Genomic DNA, 16752 nt, shown 5'->3' with positions numbered 1-16752 from the left:
GAAAAAATCCAATTTCCACTAGGTGAATAGTGTTTATTTTTAGTTAAAAAAACGAGATTTTTTTGTAAATTTACCCTCCTTTTTTTATCAAGAATCTAGATTTCTCTTTACTTCATTTATTTATCTGAATTTTCTAAAACCCTTTATACCCTTGACTTTGTGCCATTTTTTCTCTCCTAGGACTATTTTCAGAAAAATTTTTTTTACATAATTTTTCTGAAATGTATTGCAATTTTGTGAACTGTTTCATAAAATGAAAATGTGAATTCACTAAACTAGCAAATTTTAGTCTTGAGGCAGAAAAAATATACACAAAATGGGGAATGTTAATGGCGAACAATCAAGCGAAAAAAGGTGTCGTGATTGACTATGATGCAATTGCTAACCAAGAATCATTTAAGGCTCTTGTACGAAGAAAGAACTCTTTTCTTTGGTCTATAACTGCCATATTTTTATTGGCCTACATGATGTTACCAATTCTGACATCATACACGGAAATTCTACACCAAAAGGCATTTGGGGAAATTACTTGGGTGTGGATCTATTCTGCAGGGCTATTCATCATGACATGGGGGTTATGTCATTTATATGTAGCGAAAGCAAACAGTTTTGATAAAGAAGCAAAAGCGATCATCGCTGAATATGAAAACGGAGGTGGCCGCCTATGAGTAATGGAATGAGCTTTACAGCCATATTCTTCTTCGTAGCCATTGTTGGTTTAACTTTAGTTATTACATGGTGGGCTTCTAAACGTACATCTTCAGCAAGTGATTTCTACACTGCTGGTGGTGGCTTAACAGGCTGGCAAAATGGACTAGCTATCGCTGGTGACTATCTATCAGCAGCCTCTTTCCTAGGTATCGCTGGTGCAGTAGCATTATTTGGATTTGACGGATTCTTCTTCTCTATTGGTTATTTAGTAGCTTACTTAGTGGTGTTATACATCGTAGCTGAGCCATTACGTAACTTAGGGAAATTTACATTAGCTGACATGATTACAGCGCGTTTCAATAACGCAAAAGTACGTGGAACAGCTGCTTTAAGCACTATTACAATTGTTTTATTCTACATGATTGCACAACTAGTTGGTGCAGGAGCACTTATTCAATTACTTTTAGGAATCGACTATTGGATCGCCGTATTAATCGTTGGTTTCATGATGACAACTTACGTACTATTCGGTGGTATGACTGCAACATCTTGGGTACAAATCATTAAAGCTTGTCTTTTAATGTTAGGTACAGTAATTATCTCGTTTTTAGTATTAAAAGAGTTCGGCTTCAGTATATCTACAATGTTCAAAGAAATGACAACAGCTACTGATAGTGGTGCTGCTTATTTAAACCCAGGTCTAAAATATACGGATGGACTTGATACTATCTCAATGCTTATTGCGTTAGTATTAGGGACTGCGGGGCTACCACATATCTTAATGCGTTTCTTCACAGTAAAAGACGCACAAACAGCTCGTTCTTCGGTTATTTGGGCAACTTGGATTGTAGGTATCTTCTATGTTCTAACTATTTTCTTAGGTTTCGGTGCAGCAGCATTCGTTGGGAAAGAAGACATTATCGCGGCAAACGCTGCTGGTAACATGGCTGCCCCACTTCTTGCAGAAGCACTTGGTGGCGACATTCTATTCTCATTTGTTTGTGCGGTAGCATTCGCAACAATTCTTGCAGTAGTAGCAGGTCTTGTACTGTCAGGTGCATCTGCCCTATCACATGATATTTATGGACAAATTATTAAAAAGGGTAAAATTACAGAAAAAGAGCAAGTTCTTGCAGCTCGTATTGGTTCGATTACAATTGCTGTTATTTCTATCCTATTAGCGCTTGGTGCACAAACATTAAACGTTGCATTCTTAGTATCTCTAGCATTCTGTATTGCAGGATCTGCTAACCTTCCAGTTATCATTTACACAATTTATTGGAAACGCTTTAATACAGCTGGTGCTGTAACAGCGATGTTAACAGGTTTAATTTCAGCATTAGTATTAGTAGCTATTTCACCAAACGTGTGGAATCCAGTTGAAGGTAAGGCCATTTTCGTTGGTGAACCATTAATCATGTTAACGAATCCTGCTTTAATTTCTGTACCACTTGGTTTCCTTGGTGGCTTTATTGGCACATTACTATCTAAAGAAAGTGATGAGTCGAAATATCGTGAAGTAGACGTGAAAGCTAACACAGGTATTTCTGTACAGGACGTATCTCACTAATACCATGAGAACCTCGTAAGTATCTTGCTTACGAGGTTTTACTTTTTCTCCCCTATTCGCTACTATAATGTTAGAAAGGATTGGAGGGTAAATGTATGTCACAATCTAAAGCTAAAAAGCAACGAATGCATGTTAAACGGACAGTAGGCAAGGATGTTGAAAAAAATCGACAATCGATCTCCTTTAGTACACATGAACGTGTAACAAAAACAAAGAATGAAAAATTAGAGCATGATTACTCAAAACATAAAAAGCAGTATAAGGACGACTAATTCGTACCCTATACTGCTTTTTTCTTAACTTTAATGCAGAAGAACTATTAAAGCTGATAGAAGTTCTTAGTATTTTCACTAATGATTTTAGCCGCTTCCTGTGTTGACAGCCCCTTAATATGCGCGATCACCTCAATCGTCGAATGCATCATCCACGGAGATGTTCGCTTATTCGTAAATGGACCTTCAAACGGCCAAGGACCGTCTGTTTCTACCATCATGAGTTCAATAGGGTACGTTTCAATCAACTGTTGAATTTCTTTTTCATACAAACAATCAGGGGTGATGGAAATAAAATAACCATGCTGAATCATGCGTTTCACTACAGTTTCATCCCCTTTAAACCAATGAAAATGAGCTTGATGAAACTGATGCTTTTCAAGCAAATCACATACGATGGCAGCGTCCTCATAGACAGCATGTAAGATAATCGGCTTGCTAAGTTCCTTTGCCAAAACAATAAAACGCTCTAATAGCACCACGTAAGGACGGTCATCAATAGCATGTTCTTGCCTTAAATAATAAGGAAGGCCAACCTCTCCAACAGCGACCATTTCATCTGCATGACAACGAATCCAATCAAATAGTGCATCCTCTTCACATTGACTTGGTAAAGACTGTTCAGGATGAAAGCCAAAAGCTACCTTAACTTGAGGATAGCTGTTTGATAAATGCAATGTCCTTTGGCATGATGTCAAATGCATGCTAACCGCAATGACAAAATCGGCATCTTCTAGCAAAGTTGGAATCTCCTCATCTTTATACTGATCTAAATGAATATGAGCATCAATCAGCATGCATATCACCCTTTTCTTCTTGTAAATACATAAATAATTGTTGCTTTAAGGCTGTAAATGCAGCAGAATGACGAATTTCCTCTCGGCGAGGTCTAGCAAACGGTACGATCATTTCCTTTTTAACCGTTGCAGGCCTTTTTGTTAAGACTAATATTCGATCTGCCAAAAAGAGAGCCTCTTCTATACTATGCGTAACAAATATAATAGATTTCCGGTACTCTTCCCAGATAGATAAAAGCCATGCCTGCATTTCCAATCTCGTAAATTCGTCTAGCGCCGAAAAGGGTTCATCTAAGCATAAAATGGGCTTATCACTAACTAAGGCACGTATGAAGGAGACTCGCTGCTGCATGCCGCCTGACAGTTCATTTGGATAGGCATCGATAAAGGACCCAAGACCAACCTTTTCTAGCCATTCCTTGGCACGTTCGACGTTTGGTTTACGCTGTAATTCCTCCACGATGGTAACGTTCTCTAAGATGGTACGCCAAGGCAATAGACAAGGCTGCTGGGGCATATAGCCAATCGTCCCTCTCTTTTGCTGTAAATCCTCTCCATTTAATAAAATGGCCCCATGATCGATTGAAGAGACACCACCTATTAATTGAAACAACGTACTTTTACCACTTCCTGAAGGACCCACAATAGCTACAAACTCGCCATCCTTAACCTCAAAGGACAGATCTTCAAGGACTTGCAGGGCATCAAAGGATTTACTGATGTTTTGAATGCTGAGCATGGTTGCCTCTCCCCTTCACCATGATTTTTTCTATAAATCGTATACTGCTAAACAACAGTAAGCTTAACAAAACAATGGCAAAAATCGCGACAAATACACGATCCGTGCGAAAGGAGGATTGAGCTAAGGTCATATATACGCCAATACCCTTTTTCGCACCAAGCCACTCTGCAATGACAGCACCCATGACACTGTATGTAGCAGCGATTTTAACGCCTGAAAATATAGCAGGATATGCATGCGGCCATTCCAATTTCCAAAAAGTTTGCGAAGTTGTCGCACCAATCATCGCAAAATAGTGCTTTAATTCAGGTGAAGTTTGACGAAATCCGTCCATGGCCGCAATGACTATCGGGAAAAAGCACACAAGGCAAATAATAATGAGCTTTGGTAATAAGCCAAAGCCAAACCATATTATGAGCAGCGGTGCTAAGACAAGTATTGGGATATTTTGCGACATGATCAAAATCGGATAAAACAACTCCCGAATAAACAAAAATCGATGCAACACAATAGCTACCGTTAATCCACAACCAATACCAATAGCAAGACCTAATATGGCCAATTGCACCGTAGCCAAAGCATGTGGTAAAAAGGTTGGATACGACTGAAAGCCTTCCATCAGAATACGACTTGGTGCAGGTAGAAGCCAATGGGGAACTTCAGCCACATGCACGACTAGTTCCCAGATGAATAAGAGGAAGGCGATAAAGATGATCGTCCTTCCCTTTTGAAACGCTTGTTTCATTACTGATATTTCTCCGTTAATGTATCCATGGTAATACCAGTTGGCTGATAGAGTATTTTCACTTGTGTAATCACATTAATAGCACCAAGCTCTATCATCTTGTCATTCATTTTCTCAATAAGTTGAAGCAATGTTGACAGCTCACCTTCCATCGTCGTTTCTAGCGGATGTACTTCATATTTCACACCAGATGCATCAATCACAGCAATGGCTGCATCCACATAAGGAATGACATCCTCATATTTCTCTGTTTTCGGGATAATTTGGACACTGATTAATGAATTTGCCATTTATTTGGCCTCCTTTTTAGGTAAGAAATCATTCGTAAAGGCTTGCTTTGCATCAAACTCGCCCTCTAATACCTTGTTGCTAGACATCCAATTAGCATAGTTTTCCCATACAGAAAGCTTTTGCTCTCCCCATTGCTTCGCATCGTCCTGATATTTATCAGCTAACCATTCTTGACTTTTATGCACTAATTCTTTATCTAAGTCAGGTGCCGCTTCTAGTAAAATATCTGCAGCCTCACTTGGATGCTCGATTGCGTATTCATAACCTTTAGAAGCAGCTGCAACAAAGGCTTTTACAACATCAGGATTGTCCTTTATCATTTTTTCATTAGTAGCCAATACAGGCGTATAATAATCCAACTGATCACTATAATCCGTTAAATACAACATATTAATCTTTTCCCCACGAAGCTCTGCCTCAATACCTGTCCATGCATAATAAATCCACGCAAAATCAATATCTTTTTCCATCATCGTGAAGAAATCTAAATCACCTGCATTGACAATATCTAATTGATTAATATCGGCATTTTCTGTTTGCATTAACGATTGGAGTACCGCTTGCTCTAGTGGGGCTCCCCAACCGCCATAAGTTTTACCTTCGAAATCCTTTGGTGAGGTAATCCCTTTAGAAGCAATCGAAGCAAAGCCCGATGTATTATGCTGAATGATGGCGGCAATCGAAACAAGTGGTACATCCTGGACACGTGCCTGTGTGATGCCTTCCTGATAGCTTACCCCAAATTCTGCCTTACCAGAAGCTACAAGCTGATCTGCTCCCGCTTCCCCTGGCATCATAATATCAACATCTAAGCCTTGTTCCTCAAAATAACCAAGCTTTTTCGCGACATAAAGCCCTGTATGATTTGTATTCGGAGTCCAATCCAGTACTACTGACACCTTTTTTAGCTTATCAGTTGCCTGCTTGTCCTCCTTGTCACTACAGCCCACTAATGTTACAAGTGCAGCCAATAGAATAAATAACCATTTTTTCATGCTAGGTCCTCCCAGTTTGTAATATGAAAGTGTTCATAAAGGAATGCGTGTCACCAGAAAGAAAGCGTAAATACGATGGGCAAGAGGTGTTTGAAAATATAAAAAAACGCCTAGGATTCCTCCCAGACGTAAATTGCAATCAATCTTCAAAACTTTGCTTTTTTGAATAGATGTTCCCTACGCTGGTACGAGCCAAATCAGGTTCAAAGGGTCAGCGTCTATCGGACACAATCTCAGCTAGCAACTACTAGCCCCCCTACATTCTTTCGCTATGAACTTTTCGTTGATTATTATACCCATAGTTACTCTTAAAAGACAAGGTACTAATTTGGTTTAACCGTTTTACACCAAAAAAAGCCCAGCTCACAAAAGAGACTGGGCGTTAAAAAAGCTTGGTTATTGTTCCTTTTTGGTCGTTAGAACATGGGAAATAGCCCCATCTGTTGCGATATCCACTTTGAACGATCCATTGGAATGGCGATCAGCACGAGTCAATGCTTGGACATCTAACACCTCTTGCACGCCTTTTTCTGTTTCAATAACAATCTGCTCCTCATCTGTTGCTTGAATAACGGCCACAATGCGGTGCGGATTTGCTTTTAATTCTGTTAATACTTTTAGACCACGTTTTGCACGACTGGCTACTTCAACCTCTGCGACATTCATTTTCTTAACAGCCCCACGCTGTGTCACAATGACAACATATTGCGTTTGATCTGGTTGTAGCACATTCACACCGACTAAGGCTTCTCCATCTTTTAGCGTAATGCCCTTTACTCCGCCTGTTTTTACACCTGTTACTGGTAATTCCTCCATTGGGAAACGAATTGAATAAGCCGTATCTGTTGTTAACATCAATTCCACGTCATCCGTCACAAACGCTGCATAGATCATGGCATCGCCAGCCTTCACATTCATCGTTTTAATTGGTTTTGAATAACGTGTCACCGCGTAATCGGCAAGTGGAGAGCGTTTAATTTGACCATCCTTTGTCGCAGTGAAAATGTACGTATTTGGTTGATCAAATGTTTCAAAGCCATATACAGCGATAATTGACTCATCTTCACCCGTTGGCACGATACTTGAAATATGCTGACCAAGATCCTTCCAGCGAATATCTGGCAGCTCATGAACAGGCTGATAAATATAATTGCCTCGATTTGTAAATAGGAGTAAATGGTGCTGTGTATTTAAGGTTGCTTCATACAATAAGTAATCCGAATCCTTCATCGCAAAATCCTGACCATTTGAGGCGGCATGTGAACGTGTCGAAGTACGTTTAATATAGCCATCCTTCGTTACGGTTACGACAACCTCTTCACTTGGTACAAGAACATCTAAGGTAATTTTAATCTCTTCAATTTCTTGCTCAATTCTTGAGCGACGAGGCTCTGTAAAGCGTTTCTTAATATCAAGCAATTCTTGTTTAATGACACGTACAAGCTTTGCCTCACTTTGTAAAATCCCCTCTAGCTTAGCAATCAACCTATTTAGCTCGTCCTGTTCTTGTCGAAGCTCTGTAATGTCTGTATTGGTTAAACGGTATAATTGCAAGCTGACAATCGCCTCTGCCTGTACCTCTGTAAAATCAAACTTCGCCTGTAAATTAAGCTTGGCATCCTTTTTATCATTAGAAGAACGGATTGTTGCAATCACTTCATCTAAAATGGAAAGGGCTTTAATTAACCCATCCACGATATGGGAACGATCCTTCGCCTTTTGTAAATCGTAAATGGAACGGTTCGTGACTACTTCTTTTTGATGGGCAATATAGGCATCCAATAATAATGGTAAGGTCATCATTGTTGGACGACGATTATGAATGGCAATCATATTAAAATTATAAGCTACCTGTAAATCCGTTGTTTTAAATAAGTATTGGAGAATTCCTTGTCCTGGTACATCCTTTTTCAGTTCAATGACAACACGTAAGCCAGTTCTATCAGATTCATCACGAATTTCCGCAATCCCCTCAAGACGTTTATCTACGCGTTGCTCATCAATTTTTTTCACAAGATTCGCCTTATTGACATCGTAAGGTAATTCTGTGATAACAATTTGCTCTTTACCACCCTTAATAGGCTCCACAACCGCTTGTGCACGGACAATAATTTTACCGCGACCCGTTTCATATGCTTTTTTAATGCCATCAACGCCTTGGATAATACCACCTGTTGGGAAATCTGGCCCTTTAATGACCGTCATTAATTCATCCACTGTCGCAGTAGGCTTATCTAAGCGCATTAATACGGCATCTAGCACTTCATCTAAAGCATGTGGCGGAATATCTGTCGCATACCCCGCCGAAATCCCTGTAGACCCATTCACTAGTAAGTTAGGGAAACGTGCTGGTAAAACAGTTGGCTCCATATCCTGGTCATCAAAGTTCGGTACAAACTCAACCGTTTTCTTGCCGATATCTCGTAGCATTTCACCAGCAATCGCAGATAATCGTGCCTCCGTATAACGCATGGCAGCTGGTGGATCTCCATCGACCGAACCATTGTTCCCATGCATCTCAATAAGCATATGACGTGCTTTCCAGTCCTGACTCATACGCACCATCGCTTCATAGACAGAGCTATCTCCGTGTGGATGGTAATTACCGATTACATTACCGACTGTTTTCGCAGATTTTCGGAACGGCTTATCATGGGTATTTCCTTCTGTAAACATCGCATATAAAATACGGCGCTGTACTGGTTTAAGACCGTCACGTGCATCAGGCAACGCGCGGTCTTGAATAATATATTTACTATAGCGACCAAAGCGGTCACCCATTACTTCTTCTAAAGGTAAATCTTGAAACTTTTCCGTACTACTCATGCTTGGTCCTCCTCTTGTTGGATGAATTCATTCTCTAAAATATTGGCATCATCCTCCATACCGAAGTCTACATTGGCTTCGATCCATTTACGACGGGGTTCTACCTTATCACCCATTAACGTCGTGACACGTCTCTCTGCACGTGCACCATCCTCGATTGTGACACGAATTAATGTCCGTGTCTCAGGGTTCATCGTTGTATCCCAAAGCTGGTCTGCATTCATCTCTCCAAGACCTTTATAACGCTGTAATATGTAACCCTTTCCAACTTTTTTGATGGCCTTTTGTAGATCGCTTTCTGTCCAAGCATATTCAATGACTTCTTTTTTTCCAGTACCCTTAGAAACTTTATAAAGTGGAGGTAGCGCGATATAGACTTTTCCTGCTTCAATAAGTGGGCGCATATATCGATAGAAGAACGTTAATAGCAATACTTGAATATGAGCTCCGTCCGTATCAGCATCGGTCATGATTACTACTTTATTATAAGCGGAATCTTCTACAGCAAAGTCTGTACCAACACCTGCGCCAATCGCATGGATAATCGTTGAGATTTCTTCATTTTTCATAATATCCTGTAGCTTGGCTTTTTCCGTGTTAATGACTTTCCCGCGCAGTGGCAGAATCGCTTGGAATGTACGGTCGCGCCCTTGTTTCGCAGAGCCCCCAGCAGAATCACCTTCGACTAAGTATAATTCATTTTTTGCGGCATTCCGAGACTGTGCAGGCGTTAGTTTACCAGACAGAATGGTACTACCTTTTTTGTTTTTCTTGCCGTTTCGTGCATCTTCACGCGCTTTACGAGCAGCTTCACGTACTTGCTGCGCACGAATGGCTTTACGCACAAGAGAAGCTGATAACTCCGCATTTTCCTCTAGTACATACAAAATTTGCTCAGACACTACACTATCTACTGCAGAACGTGCCTCACTTGTCCCAAGCTTGCCCTTTGTTTGTCCTTCAAATTGCAATAAATGCTCTGGAATACGAACAGAGACGATGGCCGCTAAGCCTTCACGAATATCAGTCCCCTCAAGGTTTTTATCCTTATCCTTTAACAAGCCAATTTTTCGTGCATATTCATTAAATACACGCGTTAATGCTGCTTTCGCACCTGTTTCATGTGTTCCACCGTCACGTGTACGAACATTATTAACAAAGGATAAAATCGTTTCCGAATAACCATCATTATATTGGAAGGCGAACTCTACCTCGATTTCATCCTGGATACCTTCTACATACTTCACCGGATGAAGGACGTCTTTTTCCTCATTCAAATACGCAACGAAAGCTTCAATGCCATTCTCATAAAAGAACACATCACTTTTGCCTTCCTCGCGCTCATCAATTAATTCAATTTTTAACCCTTTTAGTAAAAAGGCTGACTCACGTAAACGCTCTGCTAACGTATCATAATTGAATTTTGTGACAGAGAAAATACTGTCATCCGGTAGGAAATGAACAAGAGTACCTGTTTGCTTTGTTTGTCCTATTTCTTCTAGCGTTGTAACAGGATGTCCACCGTTCTCAAAACGCTGACGATATTTTTTACCGTCACGATGAATGGTAACCTCTAAAAACGTTGAGAGTGCATTGACTACAGAAGAACCTACACCATGTAAGCCACCACTTGTTTTATAGCCCCCTTGTCCAAATTTACCGCCTGCATGCAGCACAGTAAAAATAATTTCAGGGGTTGGTTTGCCCATTTTATGCATACCTGTTGGCATACCACGGCCAAAGTCTCGCACGCTGATACTCTGATCCTGATGAATCTTGACAATAATATGAGATCCAAAGCCAGCCAGTGCTTCATCTACCGCATTATCTACGATTTCATACACAAGGTGATGAAGTCCACGGCCATCCGTCGAACCGATATACATGCCGGGTCGTTTGCGTACCGCTTCTAATCCTTCTAATACTTGTATAGCGTCATCATTATAGACGCTAGGTGACTGTTTATTCGTCAAAAAAATTCCCCTCCAAAAAACAAACACATGTTCTATTTATGTTCTCATCCTAATAATAATAGCATTTCCTGTCAATAGCTAGCGACAGGTCCAATAAAATTTTAAAAATTGCTCACAGTTTTGATTCTTTTTATAGTAAACATCTTCAACAGTTGCTTAAATTTGGAATTTAAGCAAGACAGACTGCTACTACTATCCATTATCGTTTGACGCATAGTAGCCTATTTAGTTTCACTTCCATTTGTTTGGCTTCTCATCACGAGCGATGAAAGTGCTACGATGTATCTCGCGATTAACTGGATAAAGTTAGACTTCTATTCTACCAAAGGAATGAACGATTGACAAAATTGCCTTTATGCCTATATTTTTAAAAAGGCTTTTTTCCACAACTGATCCTCTCATGTCTAAAAGACTACCCTATGGTAATTGAATTCAAGACCCATAATGAAATCTCCTTCATAACATTGTAGATTAGCAAGAAAAAGTGTAAAATACTTGTTACAAACTATTAGTACCAAGTATTGACTATGAATGAAAGGAGTCCAGCTATGATCAATGGACTTATTATTTTATGTGCTTATCTAATTGGCTCTATACCTTCTGGATTATGGATAGGCAAAATTTTTTATAACACAGATATTCGTGAACACGGGAGCGGTAATCTAGGTGCAACCAATACCTTCCGCACGTTAGGAAAAAAAGCGGGTATCGTGGTGACCGTGATGGATGTTTTAAAAGGAACTGCCGCAGTGTTACTCGTGACACTTCCTATTTTCTCTGACAGTATGCTCCATCCGTTACTACTCGGCCTAGTTGCCGTAATCGGCCATATGTTTCCAATCTTCGCCAACTTCCGTGGTGGGAAGGCAGTGGCAACCTCTGCGGGTGTTTTATTAGGCTATTCATGGCCACTGTTTGTCCTATTATTTATTGCCTTTATTGTGACATTAAAAATTACTAAAATCGTTAGTTTAACATCTATGATAGCCGCTTTAGTAGCACTTATTTATGCAATCGTTTATTATTTTGTTACAGGTGACTTTGCATTAGGCATTTTGGTAGCCTTTTTATTCACTTTTATTATTTATCGTCACCGTGCCAATATTTCACGGATTAAAAACGGCACCGAGCCAAAGGTAAAATGGCTGTAGGAAGAGAGGAGCATTCGAAATGAACATTGCATTAACAGATGAAGCCCTACAATGGTTCAAGCAGGAAATGGAAGTAGAATCAGGTGATACCATTCGCTTTTATGCACGCTATGGTGGTTCTAGTCCTTTTCACGAAGGCTTTTCACTTGGCATGACTCGTGAAGAACCGATCGCTATAGGTGTTCAAACAGAAATTGATGGTGTAACCTATTACATTGAAGAGAAAGACCTCTGGTTCTTTAACGATTACAATCTACATGTTGACGTTGATGCAAGTAAAGATGAATTACAATATGATTATCGTACATAAAACAGTGTTTCCTTTCGGCATATGAAAGGAAACACTGTTTTTTATTTCGCTTCATGGTCCAAGGTTGTTACGTTGAAGTAATCTTTAGCGGTACCCGAAGCTGAGAAGACATCCAGTAGAAATCCATGGCAGATTTTCATGCCTTCTTCGTTTATCTGGTAAAAAATTTGTCCACTCTAATGGTAATGAACGTCCATTTGAGGAGGAAAACACATGTCCACGTCTAACAATATTGATACCTCCCCATCCCATACTATGAACGATTTGTTATACACGTCCCTTGCTAAAAATTTAAAAATCATTCAGAACTCACTCGGTCATAGCAATGACATCATTATACGAAAAATTACTATTGGTGAAACTGAACCTCATCACCTAGCCATTATATCGATTGATGGTTTATCAGATAAAACAACCATTTCCGATTCTGTTATTGATAAACTGATGGCTAACATTGAGGAAGAACAAGATATTGAAATTACAACCATTAATGAATATGTCCGAAATTCCTATTTAACAGTTGGTGATGTAAAAAATATTGAGCACTTTAAAACGCTCTACCAAGCTATTCTCAATGGTGAAACGGTTATATTATTAGATGGCTTTGCTGAAGGGATAGTGACCAGCACAAGAAGTGCGAAAGATCGAGCAGTAACAGAACCATCGACGGAATCGGTTATACGAGGACCTAGGGAATCCTTTACGGAAACACTTCGTACCAATACAGCCCTAATCCGTCGTAAAATAAAAAGTCCAAACCTCTGGATTAAATCACGTATTATCGGTGATGTCACACAAACAGATGTAGCAGTCATGTATATTAATGGCATCGCGAACGACAAAATTGTCGCAGAGGTATTAGCTCGTTTAGACCGCATCAATATTGATGGCATATTGGAAAGTGGTTATATTGAGGATTTCATTCAGGATTCTAAAAATACCATGTTTCCAACTATCTACAACTCCGAACGTCCCGATGTCATTGCTGGTGAATTATTAGATGGGAAAGTAGCGATTTTAGTAGATGGAACACCCTTTGTCTTAGTGGTGCCAGCGTTATTTACATCTTTTTTACAGTCAGCAGAAGATTATTATCAGCATTGGATGATAAGCTCCCTGATCCGCATATTGCGCTTTTTTGGTATTAGTCTAGCATTAGTAGCACCATCACTGTATGTAGCCATTACAACCTTTCACCAAGAAATGCTGCCAACACCGATGTTAATCAGTATTGCATCGCAAAGGGAGGGCGTCCCCTTCCCAGCTGTAGTAGAGGCACTCATAATGGAGATTGCCTTTGAGGTTTTGAGGGAAGCTGGACTTCGTATGCCAAGAACAATCGGTCCTGCTGTGTCGATTGTAGGTACCTTAGTTATTGGTCAAGCAGCGGTTGAAGCAGGCATTGTTTCAGCTGTAATGGTCATCATTGTCGCCTTAACGGCCATTTGTAGTTTCCTCTTCCCTGCTTATGGCCTATCGAATACTATTCGTGTGCTACGGTTTCCATTAATGATTTGTGCTGCGATGTTTGGTTTATTTGGTGTAATGTTTGGCATTATGTTGATTATTCTACATTTATGTAGTATTCGATCATTTGGTGTACCTTATTTAAGCCCATTTGCACCGTTAGTCCTGAAGGATCAAAAAGATGCCTTTCTATTATTCCCACGTAGAAAGTTACTAACACGACCTCGTTTAGTTAACCAGAAAAACATTGTCAGAGGCCATCAATATAAAGATGTAAAAAAGAGGTAATCACTATTGAATAAATGAGGAAATTAAATATGGCGAAAATAAAAGTGATCGGCTTACTTTGCATCCTCACTTTATTATTAAGTGGTTGCTGGAGTAAGCGTGAATTAAATGAATTAGCCATTGTCGTTGCACTTGGAATAGATAAAATAGACGATGCATATGAGGTCACCGTGCAGATTGTCGATCCTAGTGAAGTGTCGATGAAACAAGCCTCCACACAACGCTCCCCTGTTATTAGCTATCATGCGAGGGGTGAGACTATCTTTGAGGCTATTCGCAAAATGACAACACTTGCAGCACGGAAACCCTATTTTGCTCATCTGCAAGTAGTCGTCTTAGGAGAAGAGCTCGCAAAAGAAGGAATCAGTGAATCACTCGATTTAATTTCGAGGGATCATGAATTTCGAAAAGATTTCGATGTCATTATGTCTTATGAGGCTGCAGCAAAGGATGTGTTAAATGTACTAACACCCATCGAAAAGGTGCCTGCTAATAAAATGTTAAATTCACTTGAGGTTTCTGAAAAGGCTTGGGGCTCCACAATCGCTATTAATATAGATGAATTAGTTAACACATTAAGTAGTAAGGATAAAGGAGCATTAATTTCTGCGATTGAAATTCACGGCGATAAAAAATTAGGCGTCGATCAAGCCAATGTTCAGCGCGTCAAAACACCCGTTTTATTACAATACGCAGGTCTAGCTGTCTTTAAAAAGGATAAATTCATCGGATTACTGACAGAGGAAGAAAGTAAAAGTGTTAGTTTTCTCAGTGACAAAATTAAAAGTACCATTGAAATCATCGCTTGTCCGAAGAAAGGTACTTTATCTACAGAAATCACACATTCCAAAACAAAAGTAAAAGGCTCCTTTCAACATGGAGAGCCAGCAATCGATGTTCAAATTGAAGTGGAGCAGAACGTGGGAGAAGTAGAATGTGATATCGACCTTTCAAAACCTAAATCTATTGATTATGTGAATCAAAAAACAGCTCAAGGTATCAAAGGGCGAATTGAAGAAGCATTAGAGAAAATACAACAACAATATGAAGTTGATGTTCTAGGATTTGGTGATACACTCCATCGGGCAGATGCAAAACAGTGGAAAAAAATCAAAAATGATTGGCCAACTATCTTTCCAGAATTGCCGATTCATGTTCATGTGAAGGTGAAAACGCAAGGCTTAGGTACAATGCAAAACTCATTACTAAACAAACCAAAGGAGGAGTAACGAAGTGGTTCTAGCCGTTGCGATCTTGATCATCTCGGTCATCGTAGGCATTATTTTTATTCCAAAACTAAAAAAACAACAGGATACAAAGGGCATTGTTGTGTTCTCCATTTTGTTACTTATTGGTACGGCTTTAAATATGGCAATTGCCCTTAAAATCCATATTCCGAGCCCATTAGATTTAATAACATTTATATTTACACCGATTAGAGATTATATTTTGTCATTAAGCAAATAGAGAGAATGACTAAAAAAGGAAGGGATTCGATGGAAAAGGAAATCATTAGCTCAAGACAATTTACAATTATTACCCTCCTTTATTCAATCGGTACAGCTATTTTAATTATTCCCGCTAGCATCACAAGTGCCGCTAAGCAAGATTCGTGGATTGCTGCCAGTATTGGGGTCATCCTCAGTTTACTGGTTATTAAATTATTTATGACGCTAGCCAACCAAACACCTTCTCTTAATTTTATTGAGGCAAACGAAAAAATACTCGGTCCCTTTTTGGGGAAATTCACAGCCATTTGTTTCCTGATTCTGACCTTTCTTTCCGCTGGAGAATTACTCTATTTTATCGGGATATTCATGAAAACAGAAGTGATGCCGGAAACACCGACCATGGCGATTGCCTTGCTGTTTATTATTATCATTATGTATGCTGCCTATTTAGGCATTGAAACTTTTGCGCGGTCTGCAGAAATCCTCTTTCCGTTATTTGTCTTTATTTTTATTTTTTTTGTTGTCTGTATTACCCCTCAGATTACGTTTGAAAATATTCAACCTGTACTCGAGGCAACAAAATCATCAATGTTTTATAGTATTATTCGTTTTATGAGTATTTTTTCCTTTCCATTAATTGTGTTATTAATGCTCTACCCTGCTGCGGTTAATGTACAGCAATCCGCGCAGAAAGGGTTTTATATTGGAATCATCTTAGGTGGATTTGTTTTAGTGACATTGATTGTGCTATCAATTCTTGTACTAGGTCCTGAAAATACGGCTTCTAGAACCTTTCCAAGCTATGCCTTAGCACAAAGAATATCGATAGGGAATTTTTTGCAGCGGATTGAGATTATAATGGCCTTTATGTGGATCTCATCCATTTATATTCGAACTTTTATGTATTTCTATACGACCGTTGTCGGCCTTGCCCAGATTTTAAAAATCAAGGATCATCGGCCTCTCATTATACCGATGGGACTAATTGTTATTGGGCTTTCTCAAATAGTTCACCCAAACATTGTCCATTCGAACAAATATAATAATGAAATTTGGCCAATCTTTTCTTTTTTCATCACCATTCTATTACCGATCCTTTTACTGATTGTGGCGATTATTCGCAATCGCAAAGCGAAAGCTGAAACGAGCGAAATGCCCAAAGCAGAAACAAGCAATGACAATCAAAAAGTCTAATTTCTTTTAAATTAGCAAGAAATTAGACT

At 39.4% G+C, this 16752-nt stretch carries 16 protein-coding genes and 1 riboswitch; of the genes, 9 read left to right on the top strand and 7 right to left on the bottom strand.

Annotation, left to right across the window (positions count from 1 at the left end):
- The first annotated feature begins 329 nt into the window (after positions 1-329).
- The 3 genes from ABC382_RS03235 (at position 330) to ABC382_RS03225 (ending at position 2493) form a co-directional block, all read left to right on the top strand.
- Positions 330-668 (top strand): DUF485 domain-containing protein, encoded by a 339-nt coding sequence (locus tag ABC382_RS03235; protein WP_274793186.1) that lies wholly within the window; start codon positions 330-332, stop codon positions 666-668.
- A gap of 8 nt (positions 669-676) precedes the next feature.
- Positions 677-2221: a solute symporter family protein gene (locus ABC382_RS03230; RefSeq protein WP_274797330.1), complete on the top strand. Its 1545-nt coding sequence runs from the start codon at positions 677-679 to the stop codon at positions 2219-2221.
- A 95-nt stretch (positions 2222-2316) separates the two neighbouring features.
- Positions 2317-2493 (top strand): hypothetical protein, encoded by a 177-nt coding sequence (locus ABC382_RS03225; protein WP_274793187.1) that lies wholly within the window; start codon positions 2317-2319, stop codon positions 2491-2493.
- 47 nt (positions 2494-2540) lie between these two features.
- On the opposite strand, the gene ABC382_RS03220 is transcribed toward ABC382_RS03225, so the two are convergent.
- The 7 genes from ABC382_RS03220 to parE form a co-directional block, all read right to left on the bottom strand.
- On the bottom strand, positions 2541-3290 hold the full coding sequence (locus tag ABC382_RS03220) for a TatD family hydrolase (protein WP_341386287.1): 750 nt from the start codon (positions 3288-3290) through the stop codon (positions 2541-2543).
- Entirely contained in the window at positions 3280-4029 is a 750-nt protein-coding gene (locus ABC382_RS03215) for an ABC transporter ATP-binding protein (RefSeq protein WP_407134684.1), read from the bottom strand. Before ABC382_RS03215 ends, ABC382_RS03220 begins: the two co-directional genes overlap by 11 nt.
- Positions 4004-4777, bottom strand: a complete 774-nt coding sequence (locus ABC382_RS03210; RefSeq protein ID WP_274793190.1) for an ABC transporter permease — start codon at positions 4775-4777, stop codon at positions 4004-4006. Before ABC382_RS03210 ends, ABC382_RS03215 begins: the two co-directional genes overlap by 26 nt.
- The gene (locus ABC382_RS03205; RefSeq protein ID WP_274793191.1) at positions 4777-5067 is read right to left on the bottom strand and encodes a thiamine-binding protein; all 291 of its coding nucleotides are present in this window, start codon (positions 5065-5067) and stop codon (positions 4777-4779) included. Before ABC382_RS03205 ends, ABC382_RS03210 begins: the two co-directional genes overlap by 1 nt.
- Positions 5068-6063, bottom strand: a complete 996-nt coding sequence (locus ABC382_RS03200; RefSeq protein ID WP_274793192.1) for an ABC transporter substrate-binding protein — start codon at positions 6061-6063, stop codon at positions 5068-5070.
- Between the two features lie 157 nt (positions 6064-6220).
- Positions 6221-6331, bottom strand: a riboswitch (TPP riboswitch).
- A gap of 128 nt (positions 6332-6459) precedes the next feature.
- A complete protein-coding gene (gene parC, locus ABC382_RS03195) occupies positions 6460-8889 on the bottom strand; it encodes a DNA topoisomerase IV subunit A (protein ID WP_322605173.1) in 2430 nt (809 codons plus the stop codon).
- On the bottom strand, positions 8886-10862 hold the full coding sequence (gene parE / locus ABC382_RS03190) for a DNA topoisomerase IV subunit B (protein WP_274793194.1): 1977 nt from the start codon (positions 10860-10862) through the stop codon (positions 8886-8888). Before parE ends, parC begins: the two co-directional genes overlap by 4 nt.
- 548 nt (positions 10863-11410) lie before the next feature.
- Here parE and plsY point away from each other — a divergent pair.
- From plsY to ABC382_RS03160, 6 genes are all read left to right on the top strand, one after another.
- On the top strand, positions 11411-12013 hold the full coding sequence (gene plsY / locus ABC382_RS03185; protein ID WP_274793195.1) for a glycerol-3-phosphate 1-O-acyltransferase PlsY: 603 nt from the start codon (positions 11411-11413) through the stop codon (positions 12011-12013).
- 19 nt (positions 12014-12032) lie between these two features.
- Positions 12033-12323 carry a HesB/YadR/YfhF family protein gene (locus ABC382_RS03180; RefSeq protein WP_322610788.1) on the top strand — a complete coding sequence of 97 codons (291 nt, stop codon included), beginning with the start codon at positions 12033-12035 and terminating at the stop codon, positions 12321-12323.
- Positions 12324-12536: 213 nt separating this feature from the next.
- The gene (locus ABC382_RS03175) at positions 12537-14078 is read left to right on the top strand and encodes a spore germination protein (RefSeq protein WP_274793197.1); all 1542 of its coding nucleotides are present in this window, start codon (positions 12537-12539) and stop codon (positions 14076-14078) included.
- A gap of 29 nt (positions 14079-14107) precedes the next feature.
- Positions 14108-15307, top strand: a complete 1200-nt coding sequence (locus tag ABC382_RS03170; protein ID WP_322605175.1) for a Ger(x)C family spore germination protein — start codon at positions 14108-14110, stop codon at positions 15305-15307.
- A 4-nt stretch (positions 15308-15311) separates the two neighbouring features.
- Positions 15312-15545 (top strand): hypothetical protein, encoded by a 234-nt coding sequence (locus tag ABC382_RS03165; RefSeq protein WP_274793199.1) that lies wholly within the window; start codon positions 15312-15314, stop codon positions 15543-15545.
- A 29-nt stretch (positions 15546-15574) separates the two neighbouring features.
- A complete protein-coding gene (locus ABC382_RS03160; RefSeq protein ID WP_322610787.1) occupies positions 15575-16723 on the top strand; it encodes a GerAB/ArcD/ProY family transporter in 1149 nt (382 codons plus the stop codon).
- Positions 16724-16752: the final 29 nt, after the last annotated feature.

Source organism: Lysinibacillus phoenicis, from assembly GCF_047238325.1.
GTDB lineage: Bacteria > Bacillota > Bacilli > Bacillales_A > Planococcaceae > Lysinibacillus > Lysinibacillus irui.
The sequence above is the reverse complement of the archived record's forward strand: the minus strand, read 5'-3'. Positions and strand labels throughout refer to the sequence as shown.

Excerpts from the sequence above, each read along its gene's own strand:
- ABC382_RS03180 (WP_322610788.1), top strand. The coding sequence starts at position 12,033 with ATGAACATTGCATTAACAGATGAAGCCCTACAATGGTTCAAGCAGGAA.
- plsY (WP_274793195.1), top strand. The coding sequence starts at position 11,411 with ATGATCAATGGACTTATTATTTTATGTGCTTATCTAATTGGCTCTATA.
- ABC382_RS03215 (WP_407134684.1), bottom strand. The coding sequence starts at position 4,029 with ATGCTCAGCATTCAAAACATCAGTAAATCCTTTGATGCCCTGCAAGTC.
- ABC382_RS03220 (WP_341386287.1), bottom strand. The coding sequence starts at position 3,290 with ATGCTGATTGATGCTCATATTCATTTAGATCAGTATAAAGATGAGGAG.
- ABC382_RS03160 (WP_322610787.1), top strand. The coding sequence starts at position 15,575 with ATGGAAAAGGAAATCATTAGCTCAAGACAATTTACAATTATTACCCTC.
- ABC382_RS03225 (WP_274793187.1), top strand. The coding sequence starts at position 2,317 with ATGTCACAATCTAAAGCTAAAAAGCAACGAATGCATGTTAAACGGACA.
- ABC382_RS03205 (WP_274793191.1), bottom strand. The coding sequence starts at position 5,067 with ATGGCAAATTCATTAATCAGTGTCCAAATTATCCCGAAAACAGAGAAA.
- ABC382_RS03175 (WP_274793197.1), top strand. The coding sequence starts at position 12,537 with ATGTCCACGTCTAACAATATTGATACCTCCCCATCCCATACTATGAAC.
- ABC382_RS03170 (WP_322605175.1), top strand. The coding sequence starts at position 14,108 with ATGGCGAAAATAAAAGTGATCGGCTTACTTTGCATCCTCACTTTATTA.
- ABC382_RS03200 (WP_274793192.1), bottom strand. The coding sequence starts at position 6,063 with ATGAAAAAATGGTTATTTATTCTATTGGCTGCACTTGTAACATTAGTG.
- ABC382_RS03235 (WP_274793186.1), top strand. The coding sequence starts at position 330 with ATGGCGAACAATCAAGCGAAAAAAGGTGTCGTGATTGACTATGATGCA.
- parC (WP_322605173.1), bottom strand. The coding sequence starts at position 8,889 with ATGAGTAGTACGGAAAAGTTTCAAGATTTACCTTTAGAAGAAGTAATG.
- ABC382_RS03230 (WP_274797330.1), top strand. The coding sequence starts at position 677 with ATGAGCTTTACAGCCATATTCTTCTTCGTAGCCATTGTTGGTTTAACT.
- ABC382_RS03210 (WP_274793190.1), bottom strand. The coding sequence starts at position 4,777 with ATGAAACAAGCGTTTCAAAAGGGAAGGACGATCATCTTTATCGCCTTC.